This window comes from Pseudomonas sp. LBUM1657 (assembly GCF_059716075.1).
Genome location: NZ_CP166799.1, coordinates 5,061,474 through 5,083,794, shown reverse-complemented (window position 1 = coordinate 5,083,794; position 22,321 = coordinate 5,061,474). Strand labels below are relative to the sequence as shown.

General features: G+C 58.7%; 22 protein-coding genes and 1 tRNA gene. 13 read left to right on the top strand and 10 right to left on the bottom strand.

Features of this window, described 5'->3' with window-relative positions:
- Positions 1-7: 7 nt before the first annotated feature.
- From ruvA to nadA, 13 genes are all read left to right on the top strand, one after another.
- On the top strand, positions 8-616 hold the full coding sequence (ruvA, locus tag ACA055_RS23500; RefSeq protein ID WP_497680805.1) for a Holliday junction branch migration protein RuvA: 609 nt from the start codon (positions 8-10) through the stop codon (positions 614-616).
- Positions 617-1,678, top strand: coding sequence for a Holliday junction branch migration DNA helicase RuvB (ruvB, locus tag ACA055_RS23495; protein ID WP_008006678.1), 1,062 nt, complete (start codon positions 617-619; stop codon positions 1,676-1,678).
- Between the two features lie 127 nt (positions 1,679-1,805).
- Positions 1,806-2,273, top strand: a complete 468-nt coding sequence (gene ybgC / locus ACA055_RS23490) for a tol-pal system-associated acyl-CoA thioesterase (RefSeq protein WP_497680804.1) — start codon at positions 1,806-1,808, stop codon at positions 2,271-2,273.
- Positions 2,263-2,958 (top strand): protein TolQ, encoded by a 696-nt coding sequence (gene tolQ, locus ACA055_RS23485; RefSeq protein ID WP_497680803.1) that lies wholly within the window; start codon positions 2,263-2,265, stop codon positions 2,956-2,958. The genes ybgC and tolQ overlap by 11 nt, the downstream gene beginning before the upstream one ends.
- Before the next feature lie 23 nt (positions 2,959-2,981).
- Positions 2,982-3,434 carry a protein TolR gene (gene tolR / locus ACA055_RS23480; protein ID WP_497684472.1) on the top strand — a complete coding sequence of 151 codons (453 nt, stop codon included), beginning with the start codon at positions 2,982-2,984 and terminating at the stop codon, positions 3,432-3,434.
- Positions 3,434-4,513, top strand: a complete 1,080-nt coding sequence (gene tolA, locus ACA055_RS23475) for a cell envelope integrity protein TolA (protein WP_497680802.1) — start codon at positions 3,434-3,436, stop codon at positions 4,511-4,513. The genes tolR and tolA overlap by 1 nt, the downstream gene beginning before the upstream one ends.
- A gap of 29 nt (positions 4,514-4,542) precedes the next feature.
- Positions 4,543-5,811, top strand: coding sequence for a Tol-Pal system beta propeller repeat protein TolB (tolB, locus tag ACA055_RS23470; RefSeq protein ID WP_497680801.1), 1,269 nt, complete (start codon positions 4,543-4,545; stop codon positions 5,809-5,811).
- A gap of 52 nt (positions 5,812-5,863) precedes the next feature.
- Positions 5,864-6,361, top strand: a complete 498-nt coding sequence (gene pal, locus ACA055_RS23465; RefSeq protein WP_003178634.1) for a peptidoglycan-associated lipoprotein Pal — start codon at positions 5,864-5,866, stop codon at positions 6,359-6,361.
- A gap of 6 nt (positions 6,362-6,367) precedes the next feature.
- On the top strand, positions 6,368-7,207 hold the full coding sequence (gene ybgF, locus ACA055_RS23460; RefSeq protein ID WP_497680800.1) for a tol-pal system protein YbgF: 840 nt from the start codon (positions 6,368-6,370) through the stop codon (positions 7,205-7,207).
- Between the two features lie 166 nt (positions 7,208-7,373).
- Positions 7,374-8,021 (top strand): 7-carboxy-7-deazaguanine synthase QueE, encoded by a 648-nt coding sequence (gene queE, locus ACA055_RS23455; protein WP_497680799.1) that lies wholly within the window; start codon positions 7,374-7,376, stop codon positions 8,019-8,021.
- Between the two features lies 1 nt (position 8,022).
- Positions 8,023-8,715: a 7-cyano-7-deazaguanine synthase QueC gene (queC, locus tag ACA055_RS23450; protein ID WP_497680798.1), complete on the top strand. Its 693-nt coding sequence runs from the start codon at positions 8,023-8,025 to the stop codon at positions 8,713-8,715.
- A gap of 63 nt (positions 8,716-8,778) precedes the next feature.
- Positions 8,779-8,854 (top strand) — tRNA-Lys (locus ACA055_RS23445).
- Positions 8,855-9,127: 273 nt separating this feature from the next.
- Positions 9,128-10,186 (top strand): quinolinate synthase NadA, encoded by a 1,059-nt coding sequence (gene nadA / locus ACA055_RS23440; RefSeq protein WP_497680797.1) that lies wholly within the window; start codon positions 9,128-9,130, stop codon positions 10,184-10,186.
- A 133-nt stretch (positions 10,187-10,319) separates the two neighbouring features.
- On the opposite strand, the gene ACA055_RS23435 is transcribed toward nadA, so the two are convergent.
- The 10 genes from ACA055_RS23435 to ACA055_RS23390 form a co-directional block, all read right to left on the bottom strand.
- Positions 10,320-10,808 (bottom strand): RDD family protein, encoded by a 489-nt coding sequence (locus ACA055_RS23435; RefSeq protein WP_497680796.1) that lies wholly within the window; start codon positions 10,806-10,808, stop codon positions 10,320-10,322.
- Positions 10,809-10,903: 95 nt separating this feature from the next.
- Positions 10,904-11,116, bottom strand: a complete 213-nt coding sequence (locus ACA055_RS23430; RefSeq protein ID WP_003175786.1) for a cold-shock protein — start codon at positions 11,114-11,116, stop codon at positions 10,904-10,906.
- Between the two features lie 404 nt (positions 11,117-11,520).
- A complete protein-coding gene (gene gcvT, locus ACA055_RS23425) occupies positions 11,521-12,645 on the bottom strand; it encodes a glycine cleavage system aminomethyltransferase GcvT (RefSeq protein WP_497680795.1) in 1,125 nt (374 codons plus the stop codon).
- A 42-nt stretch (positions 12,646-12,687) separates the two neighbouring features.
- A complete protein-coding gene (locus ACA055_RS23420; RefSeq protein WP_497680794.1) occupies positions 12,688-14,064 on the bottom strand; it encodes an L-serine ammonia-lyase in 1,377 nt (458 codons plus the stop codon).
- 201 nt (positions 14,065-14,265) lie between these two features.
- A complete protein-coding gene (gcvP, locus tag ACA055_RS23415; protein ID WP_497680793.1) occupies positions 14,266-17,118 on the bottom strand; it encodes an aminomethyl-transferring glycine dehydrogenase in 2,853 nt (950 codons plus the stop codon).
- A gap of 11 nt (positions 17,119-17,129) precedes the next feature.
- A complete protein-coding gene (gcvH, locus tag ACA055_RS23410; protein ID WP_497680792.1) occupies positions 17,130-17,513 on the bottom strand; it encodes a glycine cleavage system protein GcvH in 384 nt (127 codons plus the stop codon).
- Positions 17,514-17,945: 432 nt separating this feature from the next.
- The gene (gcsR, locus tag ACA055_RS23405) at positions 17,946-19,454 is read right to left on the bottom strand and encodes a transcriptional regulator GcsR (protein WP_497680791.1); all 1,509 of its coding nucleotides are present in this window, start codon (positions 19,452-19,454) and stop codon (positions 17,946-17,948) included.
- 201 nt (positions 19,455-19,655) lie between these two features.
- On the bottom strand, positions 19,656-20,015 hold the full coding sequence (locus tag ACA055_RS23400) for a DUF5064 family protein (protein ID WP_497680790.1): 360 nt from the start codon (positions 20,013-20,015) through the stop codon (positions 19,656-19,658).
- 66 nt (positions 20,016-20,081) lie between these two features.
- Positions 20,082-21,011, bottom strand: a complete 930-nt coding sequence (arcC, locus tag ACA055_RS23395; protein WP_497680789.1) for a carbamate kinase — start codon at positions 21,009-21,011, stop codon at positions 20,082-20,084.
- 152 nt (positions 21,012-21,163) lie between these two features.
- Entirely contained in the window at positions 21,164-22,174 is a 1,011-nt protein-coding gene (locus ACA055_RS23390; RefSeq protein WP_497680788.1) for an ornithine carbamoyltransferase, read from the bottom strand.
- Positions 22,175-22,321: the final 147 nt, after the last annotated feature.

The window sequence follows — 22,321 nt, the reverse complement described above, 5'->3', positions numbered from 1 at the left end:
CTGAAACGTGATTGGACGCTTGCGCGGCACACTGGCTGAGAAACAGCCGCCGCACCTGATTCTGGATGTAAACGGTCTGGGGTATGAGTTGGAAGTGCCCATGACCACGCTGTATCGCTTGCCGTCGGTCGGTGAACCGCTGACCTTGCACACCCATTTGGTCGTACGCGAAGACGCGCAGTTACTCTATGGCTTCTTCGGAAAGCGCGAGCGAGACTTTTTTCGCGAGTTAATCCGTCTCAATGGTGTAGGCCCGAAATTGGCCCTGGCCTTGATGTCGAGCCTGGAAGTCGACGAACTGGTCCGTTGTGTGCAGTCCCAGGACACCTCGGCGCTGACCAAGGTGCCGGGCGTGGGCAAGAAGACTGCCGAGCGTTTGCTGGTAGAACTCAAGGATCGCTTCAAGGCCTGGGAAACCGTGCCGAGCATGTTCGCGCTGGTTCCCAATCAGCCGGATGCGCCAGCGCCAGTCGCTACCGCCGAAAACGACGCGGTCAGCGCGCTGATCTCCCTGGGCTACAAGCCACAGGAAGCCAGCAAGGCGATTTCCTCGATCAAGGAGAAAGGTTTGAGCAGTGAAGACATGATTCGTCGTGCCCTGAAGGGAATGATCTAAGTGATTGAAGCTGATCGTCTGATCGCCGCCACGGGTGGTCCCCGTGACCGCGAGGAAGTCCAGGACCGGGCGATTCGTCCCGTCAGCCTGGCCGAATACATTGGCCAGCCGACCGTTCGCGAGCAAATGGAGTTGTTCATCCAGGCTGCCCGTGGGCGCAACGAGTCGCTGGATCACACGTTGATTTTCGGCCCGCCGGGCCTGGGTAAAACCACCCTGGCCAACATCATTGCCCAGGAAATGGGGGTCTCGATCAAAAGCACCTCGGGTCCTGTGCTTGAGCGTCCGGGTGACCTGGCCGCGCTGCTGACCAACCTTGAACCTCACGACGTGTTGTTCATCGACGAGATCCATCGCCTCTCGCCGATCGTCGAAGAAGTGCTGTACCCGGCCATGGAAGATTTCCAGCTCGACATCATGATTGGCGAAGGCCCAGCGGCGCGCTCGATCAAGCTTGATCTGCCACCGTTTACGCTAGTAGGTGCGACGACGCGGGCCGGGATGCTGACCAATCCGTTGCGTGACCGTTTCGGCATCGTCCAGCGCCTGGAGTTCTACAACACTGCCGATCTGGCAACAATTGTCAGTCGCTCGGCGAATATCCTCGGTTTGCCGCTGGACCCGGAAGGCGCCTTTGAAATCGCCCGCCGTGCCCGTGGCACCCCGCGGATTGCCAACCGATTGCTGCGCCGTGTACGGGATTTCGCCGAAGTTCGCGCCAAGGGTCACATCACCAAGCCGATCGCCGACCTGGCACTGAACCTGCTGGACGTCGACGAACGTGGCTTTGATCACCAGGACCGACGTCTGTTGCTGACCATGATCGAGAAGTTCGACGGCGGTCCGGTCGGAGTAGACAGCCTGGCGGCGGCCATCAGCGAAGAGCGCCATACCATCGAAGACGTGCTGGAGCCGTACCTGATCCAGCAGGGCTACATCATGCGCACACCGCGGGGGCGGGTGGTTACCCGGCATGCGTACCTGCACTTCGGTTTAAACATTCCGTCACGATTGGGCGAGATGCCCGTGGTAGACGAGTTCCTCGATGCCGTAGACGATTAATTAACTTTTGCGCGCTGAATTTTCGGGCATTGTGCTGTCCTAGGACCGTACTTTCGCGAGAAAGCCGCAGAACAATGAAAAACAGTTGCCTGGCCGGATTGGCAACCTGAGGAGTAAGCACTAGAGTATGCGCGCGCAAAACGGGCTTGAGCCTTTCGCACATCGTTGTCGCGTTTATTACGAGGACACCGATGCGGGCGGCATCGTGTATTACGTCAATTACCTCAAGTTTATGGAACGGGCTCGAACCGAGCGGCTCCGGGAGCTGGGCTTTGCCCAGTCGGCGCTTGCGGGGGAGGACCTGTTGTTTGTCGTGCATTCCAGCGAAGCGCGTTACCACGCGCCGGCGCGACTGGACGACGAGCTTCTGGTAAGCGCTGAAGTAATCGAATTGAACCGTGCCAGCCTGCGCTTCAAGCAGCAGGTCAGGCGGGCTACGGATAATGCGCTGCTCTGCGAAGGGCAGTTTTTGGTGGCCTGTGTGCGCACTGACAGTTTAAAACCCCGGGCCATTCCCGAAGCTCTACGTGCGGCCTTTGCCGACGTGAGCGGCGCGGGTACACACTCAAAGCAGGAGATAAAGCGTGGAAGCTAACGTCGTCGACCATTCCTCCATGTGGAGCCTGGTCAGCAATGCCAGTATCGTGGTGCAACTGGTAATGCTGATCCTGGTAGCCGCATCGGTGACCTCATGGATCATGATCTTTCAGCGCAGCAACCTGCTGCGCGCCGGTCGACGTGCCCTGGAGAGCTTCGAGGAGCGCTTCTGGTCGGGTATCGACCTGTCCAAACTCTACCGTCAGGCCGGCAGCAATCCTGACCCGGATTCGGGCGTCGAGCAGATCTTCCGTGCCGGCTTCAAGGAATTCTCCCGTCTGCGTCAGCAGTCAGGTGTCGACCCTGAAGCGGTCATGGAAGGCGTAGCCCGTGCCATGCGCGTGGCCATTTCCCGCGAAGAAGAAAAGCTCGAGCAGGCCCTGCCGTTCCTCGCGACCGTCGGTTCCGTCAGCCCGTACATCGGTCTGTTCGGTACGGTCTGGGGCATCATGAACTCCTTCCGTGGTCTGGCAACTGCCCAGCAAGCGACCCTGGCCACTGTGGCCCCAGGTATCGCCGAGGCACTGATTGCCACTGCAATCGGTCTGTTCGCAGCCATCCCGGCCGTTATCGCTTACAACCGTTTTGCTGCCCGCAGCGAAACCCTGCTGAGCCGTTACTACACCTTCGCCGACGAATTCCAGGCGATCCTGCACCGCAAAGTGCACACCAGCGAAGAATAAGCAGGTAATTTCCAATGGCTTTAATCGCTCGAGCTCGACGCAAGCGCAAGCCGGTCGCCGAGATGAACGTGGTGCCTTACATCGACGTGATGTTGGTACTGCTGGTCATCTTCATGGTGACCGCACCGATGCTCAATCAGGGCGTGAAAGTTGATCTGCCCAAGGTTTCCAGCGAAGCCTTGCCGCAGGACAACAACACCCAGGTCCTGACCATTTCGATCAAGTCTGACAAGACCTACTACTGGAACCTTGGCAGCGAAGTCGATACCGAAAAGCAGCAAGACAAGGCCATGACCTTGCCACAGATGACCGATGCGGTGACCAAGATCATTCGCGCCGGTACTGAAGGCGGCAAGCGTACCCAGGTATTCATCCGCGGTGACAAGACCGTTGATTACGGTTCCGTGATGGGCGCCATGGGCGGGTTGCAGAAAGCCGGGGTCGGTAATGTTGGCTTGATTACCGAGGCACCCTGATGCAGCAAATGCGAGAGCCGTCCGCCTCGGAAAGCTATTTCTGGCCTAGTGTCTGGGCGCTTGTCTTGCACGTGCTGGTTTTTGGCATGCTGTTCGTCAGTTTTGCCTTCACACCGGAACTGCCGCCTGCCAAGCCAATTGTCCAGGCGACCCTGTACCAGCTGAAGTCGAAAAGCCAGGCGACCACCCAGACCAATCAGAAGATTGCGGGTGAGGCGAAGAAGTCCGCCGCGCGCCAGACCGAAGTCGAACAGATGGAACAGAAAAAGATCGAGCAGGAAGCGATCAAAGCCGCGGAACAAAAGAAGGAAGATGCGGCTCAAAAAGCCGAAGAATCCAAGAAAGCCGACGAGACGAAGAAAGCGGAAGAGGCAAAAAAGGCTGATGAAGCCAAGAAAGCCGATGAAGCGAAGAAGACCGCCGAAGCCAAAAAGGCCGAAGAGAAACAATTGGCTGATATAGCCAAGAAGAAGTCTGAAGAAGAAGCCAAGAAAGCTGCTGAAGAAGAGGCCAAGAAAGCGGCCGCTGAAGAAGCGAAGAAAAAGATAGTCGAAGACGCGAAGAAGAAAGCCGCGGAAGACGCCAAGAAGAAATCTGAAGCTGAAGAGGCGAAGAAGAAAGTCGCCGAAGATGCGAAGAAGAAAGCTGCTGCCGATGCCGCGAAGAAAAAATCGCAGGAAGCGGCACGTAAATCGGTCGAAGATAAAAAGGCTCAGGCCTTGGCAGATTTGCTTTCCGATACGCCGCAGCGTCAGCAGGCCTTGGCGGATGAGCAGGGTGATGAGGTCGCGGGTAACTTCGACGATCTGATTCGCTCGCGGGCTTCTGAGGGTTGGGCGCAACCACCGTCGGCGCGCAAGGGCATGAAAGTGATCCTGCAAATCAACATGCTGCCTGACGGAACGATCTCCGGAGTGTCGGTTGCCCGTTCCAGCGGTGATGTTCCGTTCGACAGTTCAGCGGTAGCGGCGGTAAAAAATATTGGTCGTTTGACCGAAATGCAGGGTCTGAAGCCAGCTGATTTCGCACCCTATCGTTCATTCAAGATGACATTCACACCTGAGGATCTAGCCTTGTGAGAAACCTTCTTCGAGGACTGTTCGTAGTCATGTTCTGCTTTGCAGGACTGGCCATGGCAGAAGAAAAAAATATTCTGGTCAGCAGTGGTAGCTCCCAGGCAACTCCGATTGCCGTCGTACCATTCGGCTTCCAGGGTGGCACCGTGCTGCCGGACGACATGGCCGAAATCATCGGCAATGACCTTCGTAACTCGGGTTACTACGCGCCGATTCCAAAGCAGAACATGATCAGCCAGCCGAGCCAGGCCAGCGAAATCATTTTCCGTGACTGGAAGGCTGTTGGCGCCCAATACATTATGGTCGGCAGTATCGTTCCAGCAGGCGGTCGCCTGCAGGTTCAATACGCTCTGTTCAACGTCGCCACCGAGCAGCAAGTGCTGACCGGCAGCGTGTCGGGCAGCGTCGATCAACTGCGCGATATGTCGCACTACATCGCCGACCAGTCGTTCGAAAAACTCACCGGTATCAAGGGTGCGTTCTCGACTCGTCTGCTGTACGTGACCGCCGAGCGTTTCTCCGAGAAGAACACTCGCTACACGCTGCAACGCTCGGACTATGACGGTGCCCGCGCCGTGACCCTGCTGCAATCGCGCGAGCCAATCCTGTCGCCGCGTTTCGCACCGGATGGCAAGCGCATCGCTTATGTTTCGTTCGAGCAGAAGCGTCCGCGCATCTTCATGCAGAACATCGACACCGGTCGCCGTGAGCAGATCACCAACTTCGAAGGCCTGAACGGTGCTCCAGCATGGTCGCCGGATGGCAATCGCCTGGCCTTCGTGCTGTCGAAAGACGGCAACCCGGACATCTACGTGATGAACCTGGGTTCGCGCCAGATCACGCGCGTCACCAACGGTCCCGGCATTAATACCGAACCGTTCTGGGGTAAAGATGGTTCGACTATCTACTTCACTTCCGACCGTGGCGGCAAACCACAGATCTACAAAACCAGCGTTGGCGGTGGCGGTGCGGAGCGTGTGACCTTTATCGGTAACTACAACGCCAACCCTAAACTTTCGGCTGACGAAAAGACCCTGGTGATGATTCACCGCCAGGATGGTTTCACCAATTTCAAGGTGGCAGCCCAGGATTTGCAGCGAGGTAGTGTAAAGATCCTCACTGATAGCACTCTGGACGAGTCGCCTACTGTTGCGCCCAACGGCACCATGGTAATCTACGCCACCCGCCAGCAGGGCCGGGGAGTCTTGATGCTCGTGTCCATTAATGGACGCGTAAGGCTCCCGCTTCCTACCGCACAAGGCGAAGTCAGAGAACCTTCCTGGTCCCCTTACCTGAACTGACGCGGCGCTACACGTTTTACTTAACACACTGGGGTTCATTAGGAGTTTCACGATGGAAATGCTGAAGTTTGGTAAATTTGCTGCGCTGGCTCTGGCCATGGCTGTAGCTGTAGGTTGCTCGTCCAAAGGCGGCGACAACGCCGGTGAAGGCGCTGTTGATCCAAACGCTGGTTACGGCGCTAACACTGGTGCCGTTGACGGTTCCCTGAGCGAAGAAGCTGCTCTGCGCGCAATCACCACCTTCTACTTCGAATACGACAGCTCGGACCTGAAGCCAGAAGCCATGCGCGCTCTGGACGTTCACGCCAAAGACCTGAAAGCAAACGGCGCTCGCGTTGTTCTGGAAGGCAACACCGACGAACGTGGTACTCGTGAGTACAACATGGCACTGGGCGAGCGTCGTGCGAAAGCCGTTCAGCGCTACCTGGTACTGCAAGGTGTTTCCCCAGCTCAGCTGGAACTGGTTTCCTACGGCGAAGAGCGTCCAGTTGCTACCGGCAACGACGAGCAGTCCTGGGCTCAAAACCGTCGCGTCGAACTGCGTAAGTAATTCGTCATGCGAACGTGCCGTCGTGCTGTAACTGTTCTGGCTCTCAGTCTCGCACCGCTTGCGGTGTGGGCTGCGGTTCCTGTGGTCGAGGACAACTCTGGCTATAACAATAGCGGGAGTAGTTATCCGCCTGCGGGTTACGGTACGAACGGCGCCTATGCCGGGGGAGGGGTTTCGGCCCCTGTCTCGGCACAGGGCGAGCTGTTCAACCAACTGCAATCCATGCAGGAGCAGATCTCACGCCAACAGGGTGTGATCGAAGTTCTGCAAAATGAAGTAGCGCGCATGAAGCAAGAGAACCTGGAGCGATATCAGGATCTTGATCGGCGCATAGGAACCGGCGTTGCACCAGCCGCGACTCCTGATAATTCTTCCCCCGGTGGCGACTTGAACGCCCCCGGTGCAGCAGCTGGCGCAGGTGCGGGAGCGGCAGCCGCTCAGGCACCCGCCGCGGGTAGCGAGCCAGCTGATCCAGCGAAGGAAAAGCTGTATTACGATGCAGCCTTCGACCTGATCAAAGCCAAGGATTTCGACAAGGCCAGCCAGGCTTTTGCCGCTTTCCTGCGCAAGTACCCGAACAGCCAATACGCGGGCAATGCCCAGTACTGGTTGGGCGAAGTGAACTTGGCCAAAGGCGATCTGCAAGGTGCAGGTCAAGCATTTGCCAAAGTTTCGCAGCTGTACCCAAAGCACAACAAAGTGCCTGATTCGCTGTACAAGCTTGCTGATGTAGAGCGCCGTCTGGGTCATCCCGACAAGGTCAAAGGCATTCTGCAGCAGGTTGTGTCGCAATACCCGGGCACTTCCGCCGCTCAGCTGGCCCAGCGCGATCTGCAGCGCATGTAAGCCTGCTTGACCCGTTTTGAAGAAACCCGCGCTTGTCGCGGGTTTTTTCGTTAGAATTCACGCCCTTTTTATGAAACACGCTTTTTGGGATCTGCGCGTTGGCGGGGTTCCTTGAAGTGCCTGACGGAGGCGGACAGCCTGTTTAGCTGTTATGCCCGTGGCGACTATGCAAGACACATTGAGAATCACCGAAGTTTTCTACTCGTTGCAGGGTGAAACGCGGACTGCCGGGCTGCCCACTGTTTTTGTGCGCCTGACCGGTTGCCCATTGCGTTGTCAGTACTGTGACAGCGCTTACGCGTTCTCCGGCGGCACGATCCGCACGCTCGACGATATCCTCGAGCAAGTGGCCGGTTTCCGTCCGCGTTATGTCTGCGTCACGGGCGGCGAGCCCCTGGCGCAACCCAACGCCATTCCCTTGCTCAAACAATTGTGTGACGCCGGTTACGAGGTATCGCTGGAAACCAGCGGTGCCCTGGATATCTCGGCGGTCGATCCACGGGTCAGTCGCGTCGTCGACCTGAAAACCCCAGGCTCGAAAGAAGCCCACCGCAACCGCTACGAGAACATCGAGTTGCTCACGCCCAACGATCAGGTGAAATTTGTCATCTGCTCGCGGGAAGACTACGACTGGGCCGTGTCCAAACTGATTCAGTACGGCCTGGACCAGCGTGCCGGAGAAGTCCTGTTCTCGCCAAGTCACCATGACCTCAATGCTCGGGATCTGGCTGACTGGGTGGTGGCGGACAACCTGCCAGTGCGTCTGCAATTGCAGCTGCATAAATATCTTTGGAATGACGAACCGGGGCGCTGATATGACTGATCAACTGAACACTGCTGAAAAACGTGCGGTCATCCTGCTGTCCGGTGGTCTGGACTCAGCAACCGTCGTGGCCATGGCTCGTGCTGAAGGCTACAGCTGCTACACCATGAGCTTCGACTACGGTCAGCGGTCTCATGCCGAATTGCACGCCGCTGAACGTGTCGCCCGCGACTTGGGTGTGGTCGAACACAAGGTTATCGGTCTGAACCTCAACGGTATCGGTGGTTCAGCGCTGACCGACAGCAGCATCGACGTGCCGGAAGTGCCGGGCGAAGGTATTCCGGTGACTTACGTGCCGGCTCGCAACACGGTGTTTCTATCCCTGGCGCTGGGTTGGGCTGAAGTGCTCGGCGCGCGTGACATCTTTATTGGTGTGAACGCAGTGGATTACTCCGGTTACCCGGACTGCCGTCCAGAGTTCATCGAGTCCTTCGAGCGCATGGCCAACCTGGCGACCAAGGCCGGTGTAGAGGGGCTGAGTTTCCGTATCCGGGCACCGCTGCAGAACCTGAGCAAGGCGCAGATCGTCCAGGCAGGCGTGAAGTTGGGCGTCAATTATGGCCTGACCGTTTCCTGCTATCAGGCCGACGATAAGGGCCGTGCATGCGGCAAATGCGACAGCTGCCGACTGCGCGCAGAAGGCTTCGCAGTGGCCGGAATCAGCGACCCAACACCTTATTTTTGATTTAATTCAAATTAGGTGTTGAATAGTCCTTAAAAATCAGTATTATACGCGCCACCACACAGCGGGTCGTTAGCTCAGTTGGTAGAGCAGTTGGCTTTTAACCAATTGGTCGTAGGTTCGAATCCCACACGACCCACCATTTTTGTAGCAGTTTTAAAAGTCTGGAAGGCCCACGCAAGTGAGGATTTCCGGATTTTTTTTTGCCCGCGATTTGAGCTTCGCTCAGTCCGGGTCTGCATCGAGTGACGCAGGTCAGAATCATCTTTTGCATCCACGGGATATTCTGTAGCCTTGCGCAGCTTCAACGCTGTCCGTGCCTGATGATACTCACTCTCCCGGCGGTACCCCTGAAGGGGCCGGAGCCGGGTGTATACTCGACTTTCGCGCGAAAGCGCCTGCAGGTCTTGCGAACATGACGCAGATTTCCGAACGCCTTCTGGTTCAAGCCCATCTCGACGCCAAGCAGCCCAAGCCGCTGACCGCCGAGGAGGAGGCCTATTACCGTGCCGCCATCGCTGCCGAGCTCAAGGCTCAGGACGCGGTGCTGGTTGCTCACTTCTATTGCGATCCGGTCATTCAGGCCCTGGCCGAAGAAACCGGTGGTTGCGTCTCCGACTCGCTGGAGATGGCCCGCTTCGGCAACGCTCACCCGGCCAAGACCGTGGTGGTCGCCGGTGTGAAATTCATGGGTGAGACCGCCAAGATCCTCAACCCTGAAAAGCGCGTGCTGATGCCGACGCTGGAAGCGACCTGCTCACTGGATCTGGGTTGCCCTGTAGACGAGTTCTCGGCGTTCTGCGATCAGCATCCAGAGCGTACGGTAGTTGTTTATGCCAACACGTCGGCGGCGGTCAAAGCCCGGGCGGATTGGGTGGTGACTTCAAGCTGCGCGCTAGAGATTGTCGAAAGCCTGATGGATAACGGCGAAACAATCATCTGGGGTCCTGATAAACACCTGGGCACTTACATCCAGCGCAAAACCGGCGCGGATATGTTGCTGTGGGATGGTGCCTGCATCGTCCACGAGGAGTTCAAGTCCAAGCAGCTCGAAGACATGAAGGCGCTGTATCCGGATGCGGCGATTCTGGTACATCCGGAGTCTCCGACGTCGGTGATCGAGTTGGCGGATGCCGTCGGTTCCACCAGTCAGTTGATCGCGGCGGCGCAGAGCCTGCCGAACAAGACGTTCATCGTGGCGACCGATCGCGGCATCTTCTACAAAATGCAGCAGCTATGCCCGGATAAGGTCTTCATCGAGGCTCCTACGGCGGGTAACGGCGCAGCGTGCCGCAGTTGCGCGCATTGCCCGTGGATGGCGATGAACACCCTGGAGCGCACGCTGAAGAGCTTGAAGGAAGGGACAAATGAGATCTTTGTTGATCCGGCGTTGATTCCCCAGGCGATTCGACCGCTCAAGCGGATGCTCGACTTCACTCAGGCTGCGCGGATGAAGTTGGCGGGTAACGCCTGAGTTCTATCAGTCCATCGCAAAACTGTGGGAGCGGGCTTGCTCGCGAAGAGGGCGTATCAGTCGACATCGATGTTGTCTGACACACCGCTTTCGCGAGCAAGCCCGCTCCCACAGTGATTTTCGTACGGCTGAATTACTTGGTCTTCTTCGGAATCCGCACCAACTGCGTGTTGGAATACATGTCATGCCAGCTGCGCTTCTGTTTATCGAACAGCGGCCAGAGAAACCCCAGCCCCACACACAACCACGACGCGATTGACACCACAAAGCGCAGCAGTGCCTGCCACAGGCTGATGGAGGAGCCGTCGGCGTTCTGCACGCGGATGCGCCAGACTTGCATGCCGAGGGTCTGGCCAGACCAGGTCCAGAACTTGGCGAAGAAACCGAACAGCACAAACAGCAGCACCGTCGACAGCAATGGATCGCCGTCCAGCGCGCCGGCTTCGGTCAGGGTGCGCATTTTGTCTTCACCGATGATCGCCATCTGGATCATCTTGTAAATGCCGCTGGTAACGATCAGCAGGGCAGTACACAACAGAAAGTCATAGAACATCGCTGCCAGACGACGACCCAGGCCAGCGGCGGGAAATTCGCCCTGGGGAGTAAGCAGGTGTTTCGACATGGCAGGCTCTCGGCGGAAAAAGAAGCCATTTTACGGATTTACGCGCACAAAAAAGCCCCTGATGTCAGCATCAGGGGCTTTTTCGTTACAGAAGGTTAGGCTTCTGCTTGTACTTCGTCAGCCTGCATGCCTTTCTGGCCTTGCACAGCAACGAAAGTCACTTTCTGGCCTTCTTTCAGGCTCTTGAAGCCGTTGCCCTGGATGGCGCGGAAATGTACGAACAGATCCGGACCGCTTTCAGGAGTGATAAAACCAAAACCTTTCTCGTCGTTAAACCACTTGACGGTACCGCTCTGACGTTGGGACATTTCTTATTTCCTTTGACGCAAAAATTAATGACAGTCTCCTTCTCATGAAAGAGTACTGGGGCTGGTTGCAGGAGAGTAAGAAGACGTCGAACGGGATGTAGCTAACTTGTAGGCTACTGCCCAGGTCACGATTCCAAGCGACCCATGCAAACACAGTGAACAAACTCTACGCCAACTACGGGAGAAAAAACAAGCCCTGTGAGAGGCCCGGTTTTGCTCAGGTTGAGGGCACTAGTCGATCCACTAGAGCCGTCTTATTCTTTGATGTTGATCAATTGTTTTCGATTGTTATAAGCAAAGTTCATAAACGAAGCTTACAGTCGAAGACTTGCACTGTTTTATGGCGGTTGCGTTACACATTAGTGCACTGTTAACGCAACCGCGTTACTTATAGAAACAGTCAATCAACCGCGATAGTAGCGTTGTGGAACAAATGGCATTTTGCTTACAAGCAATGGCACCTTTTTCCCACGAACGATGGCCCATACCGGCGTATCCAGCGTGATGTAGGCGCTGTCGACGTAACCCATCGCCAGAGGACCGCCGAGGGTTGGACCGAAGCCGCCGCTGCATACAGTACCGATGATGTCGCCCGCTTCGTTGACGATTTCTGCGCCTTCACGCACGGGGGTGCGTTCCTGAGGCAGCAGGCCAACGCGCTTGCGGCTAACGCCACCTTGCTGTTGAGCGAACACAGCTTCTGCCCCAGGGAAGCCGCCAGCCCGAGCGCCATCGGCACGACGAGGCTTGGAGATGGCCCACAGCAGGCTCGCTTCGATCGGAGTGGTCTCGGTGTTCATGTCGTGGCCGTACAGGCACAGACCGGCTTCAAGGCGCAGCGAGTCGCGAGCGCCAAGGCCAATGGCGGCTACTTCCGGCTCAGCCAAGAGGGCGCGAGCGAGGGCTTCGGCGCTGGCGGCGGGTACCGATATTTCGAAACCGTCTTCACCGGTGTAACCGGAACGGCTGACAAAGCAGTCCACGCCCAACAGTTTTACGCGAGCGAACTGCATGAACGTCATCTTCGCCACTTCCGGCGCCAGGCGCGCGAGCACGGTGACGGCGGCTGGGCCTTGCAGAGCCAGCAGAGCGCGCTCTTCGAACAGCGGCTCGATAGTGCACTGGTCGCCAATGTGCTTTTGCAGGTGCGCCAGGTCCTGATCCTTGCAGGCGGCATTGACCACCAGGAACAGTTCGTCGTTACCGAGGTTGGCGACCATCAGGTCGTCGAGGATGCCACCGGTTTCGTTGGTGAACATCGCGTAACGCTGCATGCCCACCGGCAGATCGATGATGTCCACCGGCACCAGGGTTTCCAGGGCCTTGGCGGCATTGGCGCCTGTCAGGCGGATCTGGCCCATGTGCGAAACATCGAACAACCCGGCCTGATCACGGGTGTGCTGGTGTTCTTTCATCACGCCCAGCGGGTATTGCACGGGCATGTCATAGCCGGCGAACGGCACCATGCGGGCGCCGAGCTCGATGTGCAGTGCGTGCAGCGGGGTTTTCGACAATTGTTCGGTGGACATATTCAGCTCCTGAAAAAGTGTGCAGATGCAGATGAGCGCACATCAGCACTCGATAATGTTGACCGCCAAACCGCCACGGGCGGTTTCCTTGTATTTGCTTTTCATGTCGGCGCCGGTCTGGCGCATGGTGCGGATGACCTTGTCGAGGGAGACGAAGTGCTGACCGTCGCCGCGCAAGGCCATGCGCACCGCATTGATCGCCTTGACCGAACCCATCGCGTTGCGCTCGATGCAAGGCACTTGCACCAGCCCGCCAATCGGGTCGCAGGTCAGGCCGAGGTTGTGTTCCATGCCGATTTCGGCAGCGTTTTCCACTTGCTGCACGGTGCCGCCCAGGACTTCGCACAAGGCACCTGCCGCCATGGAGCAGGCTACGCCGACTTCACCCTGACAGCCGACTTCAGCGCCGGAAATCGAGGCGTTTTCTTTATAGAGAATGCCAATCGCGGCCGCCGTCAGCAGAAAACGCACGACGCCGTCGTCACTCGCGCCGGGAATAAAACGCATGTAGTAATGCAGCACTGCCGGGATGATCCCGGCCGCACCGTTGGTGGGCGCAGTGACCACGCGCCCGCCGTTGGCGTTTTCTTCGTTGACTGCCAGGGCGTACAGGTTGACCCAGTCCAGCACCGACAACGGGTCACGCAGGGATGATTCCGGGTTCTTGCACAGTTGCCGGTGCAGCGCCGCCGCACGACGTTTGACCTTCAATCCGCCGGGCAGGATGCCTTCATTGCGACAACCGGCAGCGACACAGTCCTGCATCACTTGCCAGATTTTCAGCAGGCCGGCACGGGTTTCCGCTTCCGGGCGCCAGGCACTTTCGTTGGTCAGCATCACCTGGCTGATCGACAAACCATAGGTGGCGCAATGACCGAGCAGGTCCTTGGCGCTTTTGAAGGGAAAGGTCAGCGGTGTGGCGTCTTCGACAATGCGGTCGGCGCCAGCGGCGTCTTCATCGACCACAAAACCGCCGCCGACCGAGTAGTACTCGCGGCTGCGGATTTGCAAACCCGCTGCGTCGAACGCGCGAAAAATCATGCCGTTGGGGTGATAGGCCAACGGTTTGCGAATCATCGCCAAGTGTTCTTTCTCGTTGAACGCAATGATGTGTTCACCGAGCAGGTTCAAGCGTCCGTTGCCGCGAATCTCTTGCAGACGAGCGGCGACGGTTTCGGTGTCCACGGTGTCCGGGTGTTCGCCTTCCAGGCCTAGCAACACAGCCTTGTCGCTGCCGTGTCCCTTGCCGGTGGCGCCGAGTGAGCCGTACAGCTCGACTTTGACGCAGGTGGTTGCATTCAGCAGGTTTTCACGGCGCAAACCTTCGGCGAAACGCGCAGCGGCACGCATCGGGCCGACGGTGTGGGAGCTGGAGGGGCCGATGCCGATCTTGAACAGGTCGAACACGCTTAAAGACATGGTTGTTCTCCGGTTTCTTGTTATAGGGATCGGCACGGATCCTTTGGAGATACGGGATCCTGTGGGAGCGGGCTTGCTCGCGAAAGCGGCGGGACAGACATCATTGATGGTGACTGAGCCACCGCTTTCGCGAGCAAGCCCGCTCCCACAAGGGGATATGCGGTGTTCTTGAGTGGGGCGGATTAACCGCCCCACACAGGTTTAAGCGTAGCTTTCGATCGACGGGCAAGCGCAGATCAGGTTGCGATCGCCAAACACGTTGTCGACGCGACCGACCGGTGGCCAGTACTTGCCTTCGATCAGCGACGCAACCGGATAGACCGCTTGTTCACGGCTGTACGGATGGGTCCACTCGCCGACCAGTTCCGCCGCGGTGTGCGGAGCGTTTTTCAGCGGGTTGTCTTCCTTGTCCAGGGTGCCGTTTTCCACCGCGCGGATTTCTTCGCGGATGCGGATCATGGCGTCGCAGAAGCGGTCCAGTTCTTCCTTGGATTCGCTCTCGGTCGGCTCGATCATCAACGTGCCGGCGACCGGGAACGACATGGTCGGGGCGTGGAAGCCGAAATCGATCAGGCGCTTGGCGACGTCATCGACGCTGATGCCGCTGCTGTCTTTCAGCGGACGCAGATCGAGGATGCATTCGTGCGCCACCAGGCCATTGCTGCCGGTGTAGAGCACTGGGTAGTGCTCTTCGAGGCGACGGGAAATGTAGTTGGCATTGAGGATCGCCAGTTGCGAGGCACGCTTGAGGCCGGCGCCACCCATCATCCGAATGTACATCCAGGTGATCGGCAGAATGCTTGCGCTGCCGAACGGTGCCGCGCAGACCGCGCCTTCCTTGCGTTCCATTTGCGCGTGGCCCGGCAGGAATGGGGTCAGGTGCGATTTCACGCCAATCGGGCCAACGCCCGGGCCGCCACCGCCGTGGGGGATGCAGAAGGTTTTGTGCAGGTTCAGGTGCGACACGTCGCCGCCGAACTTGCCCGGTGCGCAGAGGCCGACCATGGCGTTCATGTTGGCGCCGTCGATGTACACCTGGCCGCCGTTGTCATGAATGATGCCGCAGATTTCGCGGATGCCTTCTTCGAACACGCCGTGGGTCGACGGATAGGTGATCATCAGCGCGGCGAGGTGTTCGCGGTGCTCGATGGCCTTGGCGCGCAGGTCTTCGATGTCGACGTTGCCGCGGGCATCGCACGCTGTCACGACTACGCGCATGCCAGCCATGTTGGCGGTGGCCGGGTTGGTGCCGTGGGCGGACGAAGGGATCAAGCAGATGTCGCGACGGTCTTCGCCACGGCTCTGGTGATAGGCGCGAATCGCCAAGAGACCTGCGTATTCGCCTTGCGAACCGGCGTTCGGTTGCAGGGAGATCGAGTCGTAACCGGTGGCGGCGCAGAGCATCGCTTCCAGTTCATCGGTCAGCTGCTGGTAACCGGCACTTTGCTCGGCTGGGGCGAACGGGTGCAGGGCACCGAATTCAGCCCAGGTCACCGGGATCATTTCGCTGGCGGCATTGAGTTTCATGGTGCACGAACCCAGCGGGATCATGGTGCGATCCAGCGCCAGGTCCTTGTCGGCCAGCTTGCGCAGGTAGCGCATCAGCTCGGTTTCCGAGTGGTAACGGTTGAACACCGGGTGGCTGAGGATCGGCGACTGGCGCACGAGAGCGGCCGGGATTTTGCTTTCGATCGAGGCGGCCAGCGCGGCGAAGTCCGGCAGGGTTTTGCCGTCGGCCAGCAGGCTCCACAGGGTTTCTACGTCGGCCTGGGCGGTGGTTTCGTCGAGGGACAAGCCCAGACGTTCGCCATCAACGACGCGCAGGTTGATCTGCTGCGCACGCGCCTGGTCGTGCAACGCGGCAGTGTTTGCACCGGTTTTAACCGTCAGGGTGTCGAAGAAGTTTTCCTGCTCGACGCTCAGGCCCAAAGCGCTCAGGCCTTTGGCCAGAATGGCGGTCAGGTGATGCACGCGATTGGCGATCTGCGTCAGGCCTTTCGGACCGTGATACACGGCGTACATGCTGGCGATGTTGGCCAACAGGACTTGGGCGGTGCAGATGTTGCTGGTGGCTTTCTCGCGGCGGATATGTTGCTCGCGGGTCTGCATGGCCAGGCGCAGGGCCGGCTTGCCGAAACGGTCCACGGAGACACCGACCAGACGACCCGGCATGTCGCGCTTGAACGCATCCTTGGTGGAGAAGTACGCCGCGTGCGGGCCACCGAAGCCCAGCGGCACGCCGAAGCGTTGTGCGCTGCCGATGGCCACGTCGGCGCCGAATTCGCCCGGCGGGGTCAGCACGGTCAGGGCCAGCAGGTCAGCGGCGACCGCGACCAATGCGTTGGCGGCGTGGAAGCGTTCGGTCAGTTCGCTGTAATCGAACAGGTCACCGTTGCTCGCCGGGTATTGCAGCAGGGCGCCGAAAAACGCGCTGACGTCGGTCAGTTCACGCTCGTCGCCAACCACCACATCGATGCCCAGCGGCTCGGCACGGGTGCGCAGCACGTCGAGGGTCTGCGGGTGGCAATGCACGGAGGCGAAGAACGCGTGGCTGCCCTTGTTCTTGCTCAGGCGTTTGCAGAAGGTCATGGCTTCGGCAGCGGCGGTGGCTTCATCCAGCAGCGAGGCGTTGGCGATCGGCAGGCCGGTGAGGTCGCTGATCAGGGTCTGGAAGTTCAGCAGCGCTTCGAGACGACCCTGGGAAATTTCTGGCTGGTACGGGGTGTAGGCGGTGTACCAGGCCGGGTTTTCCAGCAGGTTGCGCAGGATTGGCGACGGTGTGTGAGTACCGTAGTAACCCTGGCCGATGTAGGTCTTGAACAGCTGGTTCTTGCCGGCGATGGCCTTGATTGAGGCCAGGGCCTCGGCTTCGCTCAGACCGTCGTCCAGGCCGAGTACGCTGGTGCCTTTGATGCTGTCCGGAATGACGCTGGCGCTCAGGGCTTCCAGGGAGTCGAAACCAAGGCTGTTGAGCATGGCTTGCTCGTCGCCGGCACGCGGGCCGATGTGACGGGCGATGAATTCGTTGGCGGTCGTCAGGTTTACTTGAGTCATGTCTGCGCTCCTCAGGCTTCGGCGTTGGCTTTGATCAGACGGTCGTAGGCGTCCTGATCAAGCAGTTTGGCGACAGCCGAGGCGTCGGTTGGACGGAAGCGGAAGAACCAGCCTTCACCCAGCGGATCTTCGTTGACCAGTTCAGGGCTGCTGTCCAGTGCCGGGTTGGCTTCCAGCACTTCACCGTCCAATGGCATGTACACGCCGCTGGCGGCTTTTACCGATTCCACTGTGGCGGCTTCGGCGCCTTTGTCGTAGGACTGCAGCTCAGGCAGTTGTACGAAAACCACGTCGCCCAAGGCGTTCTGCGCGAAAGCGGTGATGCCGACTGTGACGCTGCCGTCAGCTTCGGTGCGCAGCCATTCGTGATCTTCAGTAAAACGCAACTCGCTCATGGAAACTCCTGATGGGGGCCAGACTTGTCTGGTGGACGCGATTGAATGCTTGGGCAAAGCCCTGCTTTATGAGCGGTTACTAAGCAATTTCGCGGCCAATGTTATTTATTCTTTATAAATCAATATCTTATGCATTTTTTGAGGATATGAATGTTTGCCGGCTGTAGCGAAATCGCTACAGTCAGAGGCGAAGAAAAAAGCCTAGGCGGATCAAAGCCTTGCACAGCGGTGATCAGGGGAGGGTGTATCGATATCGTTCCGCTGTAGCGCTTTCAGTACAGATAGAGGTCGTTTTTGAGCTCGATTCTGAAGTCACCGCAGAACCTGTGGGAGCGGGCTTGCTCGCGAATGCGTCCTGTCAGGCAACATTGATGGTGACTGACACATCGCTTTCGCGAGCAAGCCCGCTCCCACATTTGATCTGAGTGAGGCTTACGGCTTGTTGGGAATGCCGTACTTGCGCAACCGATGGGCAATCGCGGTGTGGGAGGTTTGCAGGCGGTTGGCCAGTTGCCGGGTCGAGGGGTAGCTGACGTAGAGTTTTTCCAGCAGGGTTTTTTCGAACTCTTCCATCGCCTGTTCCAGGCTGTCGACTTCGGTATCGCTCTGGCGCGCCACGGAGGTGCCGGCGATGTCGAGGTCGCCGATGTCCACGAGGGTGCTTTCGCAAATGGCCGCCGCGCGGAAAATCACGTTCTGCAATTGGCGTACGTTGCCCGGCCAGCGGTTGCCCAGCAGCGCAGGATAAGTCCCGGGAGCCAGTCGACAGACCGGGCGCTGAATCTGCGCACAGGCCTGCTGCATGAAGTAGCGGGCCAGCAGCAGAATGTCCTGGCCCCGTTCGCGCAGGGGCGGGACTTCGACATTGAGGACGTTGAGGCGATAGAACAGGTCTTCGCGGAACGTGCCTTCGCTGACCATTTTTTCCAGATTCCGGTGAGTGGCGCTGAGGATCCGCACATTGACCTTCACCTCGCGATCCCCACCCACCCGACGGAAACTGCCGTCGTTGAGAAACCGTAGCAATTTCGCCTGCAAGTACGGTGACATCTCGCCGATTTCATCAAGAAATACCGTGCCCTGGTTGGCCAGTTCCATCAGCCCTGGTTTGCCGCCTCGTTGCGCGCCGGTGAAGGCGCCGGGGGCGTAGCCGAACAGTTCGCTTTCAGCGAGGTTCTCCGGCAACGCCGCGCAGTTCAGCGCCAAAAACGGTGCACTGTGGCGGGCGCTGATGGCGTGACAGGCGCGCGCCACCAGCTCTTTGCCGGTGCCGGTTTCACCTTGGATCAACAACGGCGCATCGAGGGCCGCGACGCGCTGGGCGCGGGCCTTGAGGGTCCGAATCACCGGGGATTCGCCCAGCAGCGCATCAAACCCTTCGGCGTGATCGTGGTGCAACGCCGAGAGGCGTTCGCCGATGCGGTTCGGTTGGTACAGGGTCAGCAAAGCGCCGGCATCGGTGATCGGCGTGGCGTCCAGCAGCAGGGTCTGACCGTTGACGGTGATTTCCCGCAGCGGCAATCGAAAACCGTGTTCCAGCAACGCATCCAGCAAGGCCGGGTCGGCAAACAGATCGGCGACGCTTTCACCCGCCGGTTCGCGGCCATACAGCGCGATCAGGGCCGGGTTGGCTAGCAAGATTTTACCGGCACTGTCCAGAGCCAGCACCGGGTCGGTCATCGCCGCCAGCAACGCATCGAGCTGCAAGTGCCGACGCTGGCCGGGCAGGATGTCGACCACCGTTACCGCTTGCACGCCACGTACGCTGAACAGCGCATCGCGCAGCTCTTCGAGGACTTCCGGACTCAGGGTCGGGGCGTCGATGTAGACGTTGGGCGGGACCATTTCCACCGCATCCAGATTGAGATTGCGCCCACCGAGCAGGGCCAGGACTTCCTGGGTAATGCCGACGCGGTCGATGAAGCTGACGTGGATACGCATGAGGCGGTATTGGGTTCTGGAGTGCGGAGGGTGGCAAGTATGCCTTGGGGCGGGCCAATGGTGAAATCCTGCGGGGGACTTCAGCTCAACACCACACCCATGTGAGAGCGAGCTTGCTCGCGAAGGCGGTGTGTCAGTCGACATTAATGGTGAATGTCAGACCGCTTTCGCGAGCAAGCCCGCTCCCACAAGTGATAGGTATTATTCGAGGTGTTCTGGCTTTACCGGATCGCCGGATTTGACGTCGAGCTGCGCCCTTACATCTTCAAACATCGCGTCGTATTCCTTGTGCATCGAACCGATGCTGGCTTCCTTGGGCAGGCCGTATTTTTGTGCGATGCGCGTGGCGTGTCGGGCGAAGTCGAATGCCTGGTCTTTGGCCAGGAAGAATTCTTCCTTCAATTCCTTGTCCTCGACCGTGCCATGCATTTTAAACAGCATGCCCTGGCCTTCCTTGGGATCCTGAGTGACTTCATAGTCGATGCTCAGGTTGTAGCTGAAATCTTCCTTGTTCAGCGCATGACGTTCGATGTGCAGGTGACCGGGCTCAAATGTAGCCATTGTTCGTCTCTCCTTCAAAAAGGCATTGAATCAGGGCAGACCTCAGGCCTGCCCCCGGAGTTTCTTTTATTGGTAGCTGATTCCAGGCGTCGCCGTGCTGATGCGGGTGCCGGCCTTGCCCTGGACGATCGCTTCGATGTCCGAGAGTGAGCCGATCACAGCGACTTTTCCAGTATGACGGGCAAACTCGCAGGCGGCCTGGACCTTCGGTCCCATGGAGCCTGCCGCGAAGCCGAGTTTTTCCAGTTCGTCCGGGTGCGCCTGGGCGATGGCTTTCTGGGTCGGCTTGCCAAAGTCGATGAAGGCGGCGTTGACGTCGGTGGCGATCACCAGCAGATCGGCTTCAAGTTGTTCGGCCAGCAGCGCCGAGCACAGGTCTTTGTCGATGACCGCTTCCACGCCTTGCAGTTTGCCGCTGGCGCCGTACATCGTCGGGATGCCGCCACCACCGGCACAAATCACGATGCTGCCTTTTTCCAGCAGCCATTTGATCGGGCGGATTTCGAAGATGCGCTTGGGTTTCGGGCTGGCCACCACGCGGCGGAATTTGTCGCCGTCCGGGGCAATCGACCAGCCTTTTTCAGCCGCGAGTTTTTCTGCTTCGACCTTGGTGTAAACCGGGCCGATGGGTTTGCTGGGGTTCTGGAACGCCGGGTCATTGCCGTCGACTTCAACCTGGGTGAGCAGGGTCGCGAACGGCACTTCGAAGTCCAACAGATTGCCCAGTTCCTGTTCGATGATGTAGCCGATCATGCCTTCGGTTTCGGCTCCGAGCACGTCCAGCGGGTAAGGCGAAACCGAGGTGTAGGCAGCGGCCTGCAGCGACAGCAGGCCGACCTGCGGACCATTACCGTGGGCGATCACCAGTTGGTTGCCGGGATGGACTTTGGCGATCTGTTCGGTAGCGATCCGGATGTTGGCGCGCTGGTTGTCCGCGGTCATGGGTTCACCCCGGCGGAGCAGGGCGTTACCGCCCAGAGCAACGACGATACGCATAGTGCAGTCCTTCTGGAGAGGGTGCGAGCAACGCGATTTCCTTGTGGGCGCGTGGCTTGCCCGCGATGCAGACACCTCGGTGTATCTGATACACCGAGTCGATCCCATCGCGGGCAAGCCACGCTCCCACAGAGAGCAAAGCGTCACCATCGTTAGATATCCGCCAACGCCGACACCAGGATTGCCTTGATGGTGTGCATGCGGTTTTCCGCTTGCTCGAAGGCGATGTTGGCCGGCGATTCGAAGACTTCCTCGGTCACTTCGACACCATTGGCCAGGTGCGGATAGCGCGCGGCGATGTCTTTGCCGACCTTGGTTTCGCTGTTGTGGAACGCCGGCAGGCAGTGCATGAATTTCACGCGAGGGTTGCCCGCGGCTTTCATCATGTCGGCGTTGACCTGGTACGGCAGCAGTTGCTCGATGCGCTCGTCCCATGCTTCCACCGGCTCACCCATCGATACCCAAATGTCAGTGTGGATAAAGTCAACGCCCTTGACCGCTGCTTTCGGGTCTTCGGTGATGGTGATACGCGCGCCGCTTTCCTCGGCGAAGGCCTTGCACTGGTCGATGAAATCCTGATGCGGCCACAGGGCTTTCGGTGCGGCAATGCGCACGTCCATGCCCAGTTTTGCGCCGATCATCAGCAGCGAGTTACCCATGTTGTAGCGGGCGTCACCGAGGTAGGCGTAGCTGATTTCATGCAGCGGCTTGTCGCTGTGTTCGCGCATGGTCAGGGTGTCGGCGATCATTTGCGTCGGGTGGAATTCCGCAGTCAGGCCGTTGAATACCGGGACGCCAGCGAACTTGGCCAGCTCCTCGACGATTTCCTGTTCGAAGCCGCGATACTCGATGGCATCGAACATTCGCCCCAGCACGCGGGCGGTGTCTTTCATGCTTTCCTTGTGGCCGATTTGCGACGACACCGGGTCGATATAGGTGACGTGGGCGCCCTGGTCATGGGCCGCGACTTCGAAGGCGCACCGGGTGCGGGTCGAAGTTTTTTCGAAGATCAGCGCGATGTTCTTGCCTTGCAGGTGCGGACGCTCGGTGCCGGTGTACTTGGCGCGCTTGAGGTCGCGGGACAGGTCCAGCAGGTAGTTCAGCTCGCGAGTGGTGTGGTGCATCAAACTCAGCAAGCTGCGGTTGCGCATATTGAAAGCCATGATTGGATCTCCTTGCCCGACACTGTGAAAGCTACTGCAGGCTGTGCGCCTTCGGCGTTACGCACGAAATACTGCGTTAAAAACAGGCTCGGAATGCTCATTTACAAGCAGTAGACTCCGCTTCCTCGCCTGTTTTTGCCTTGTCTT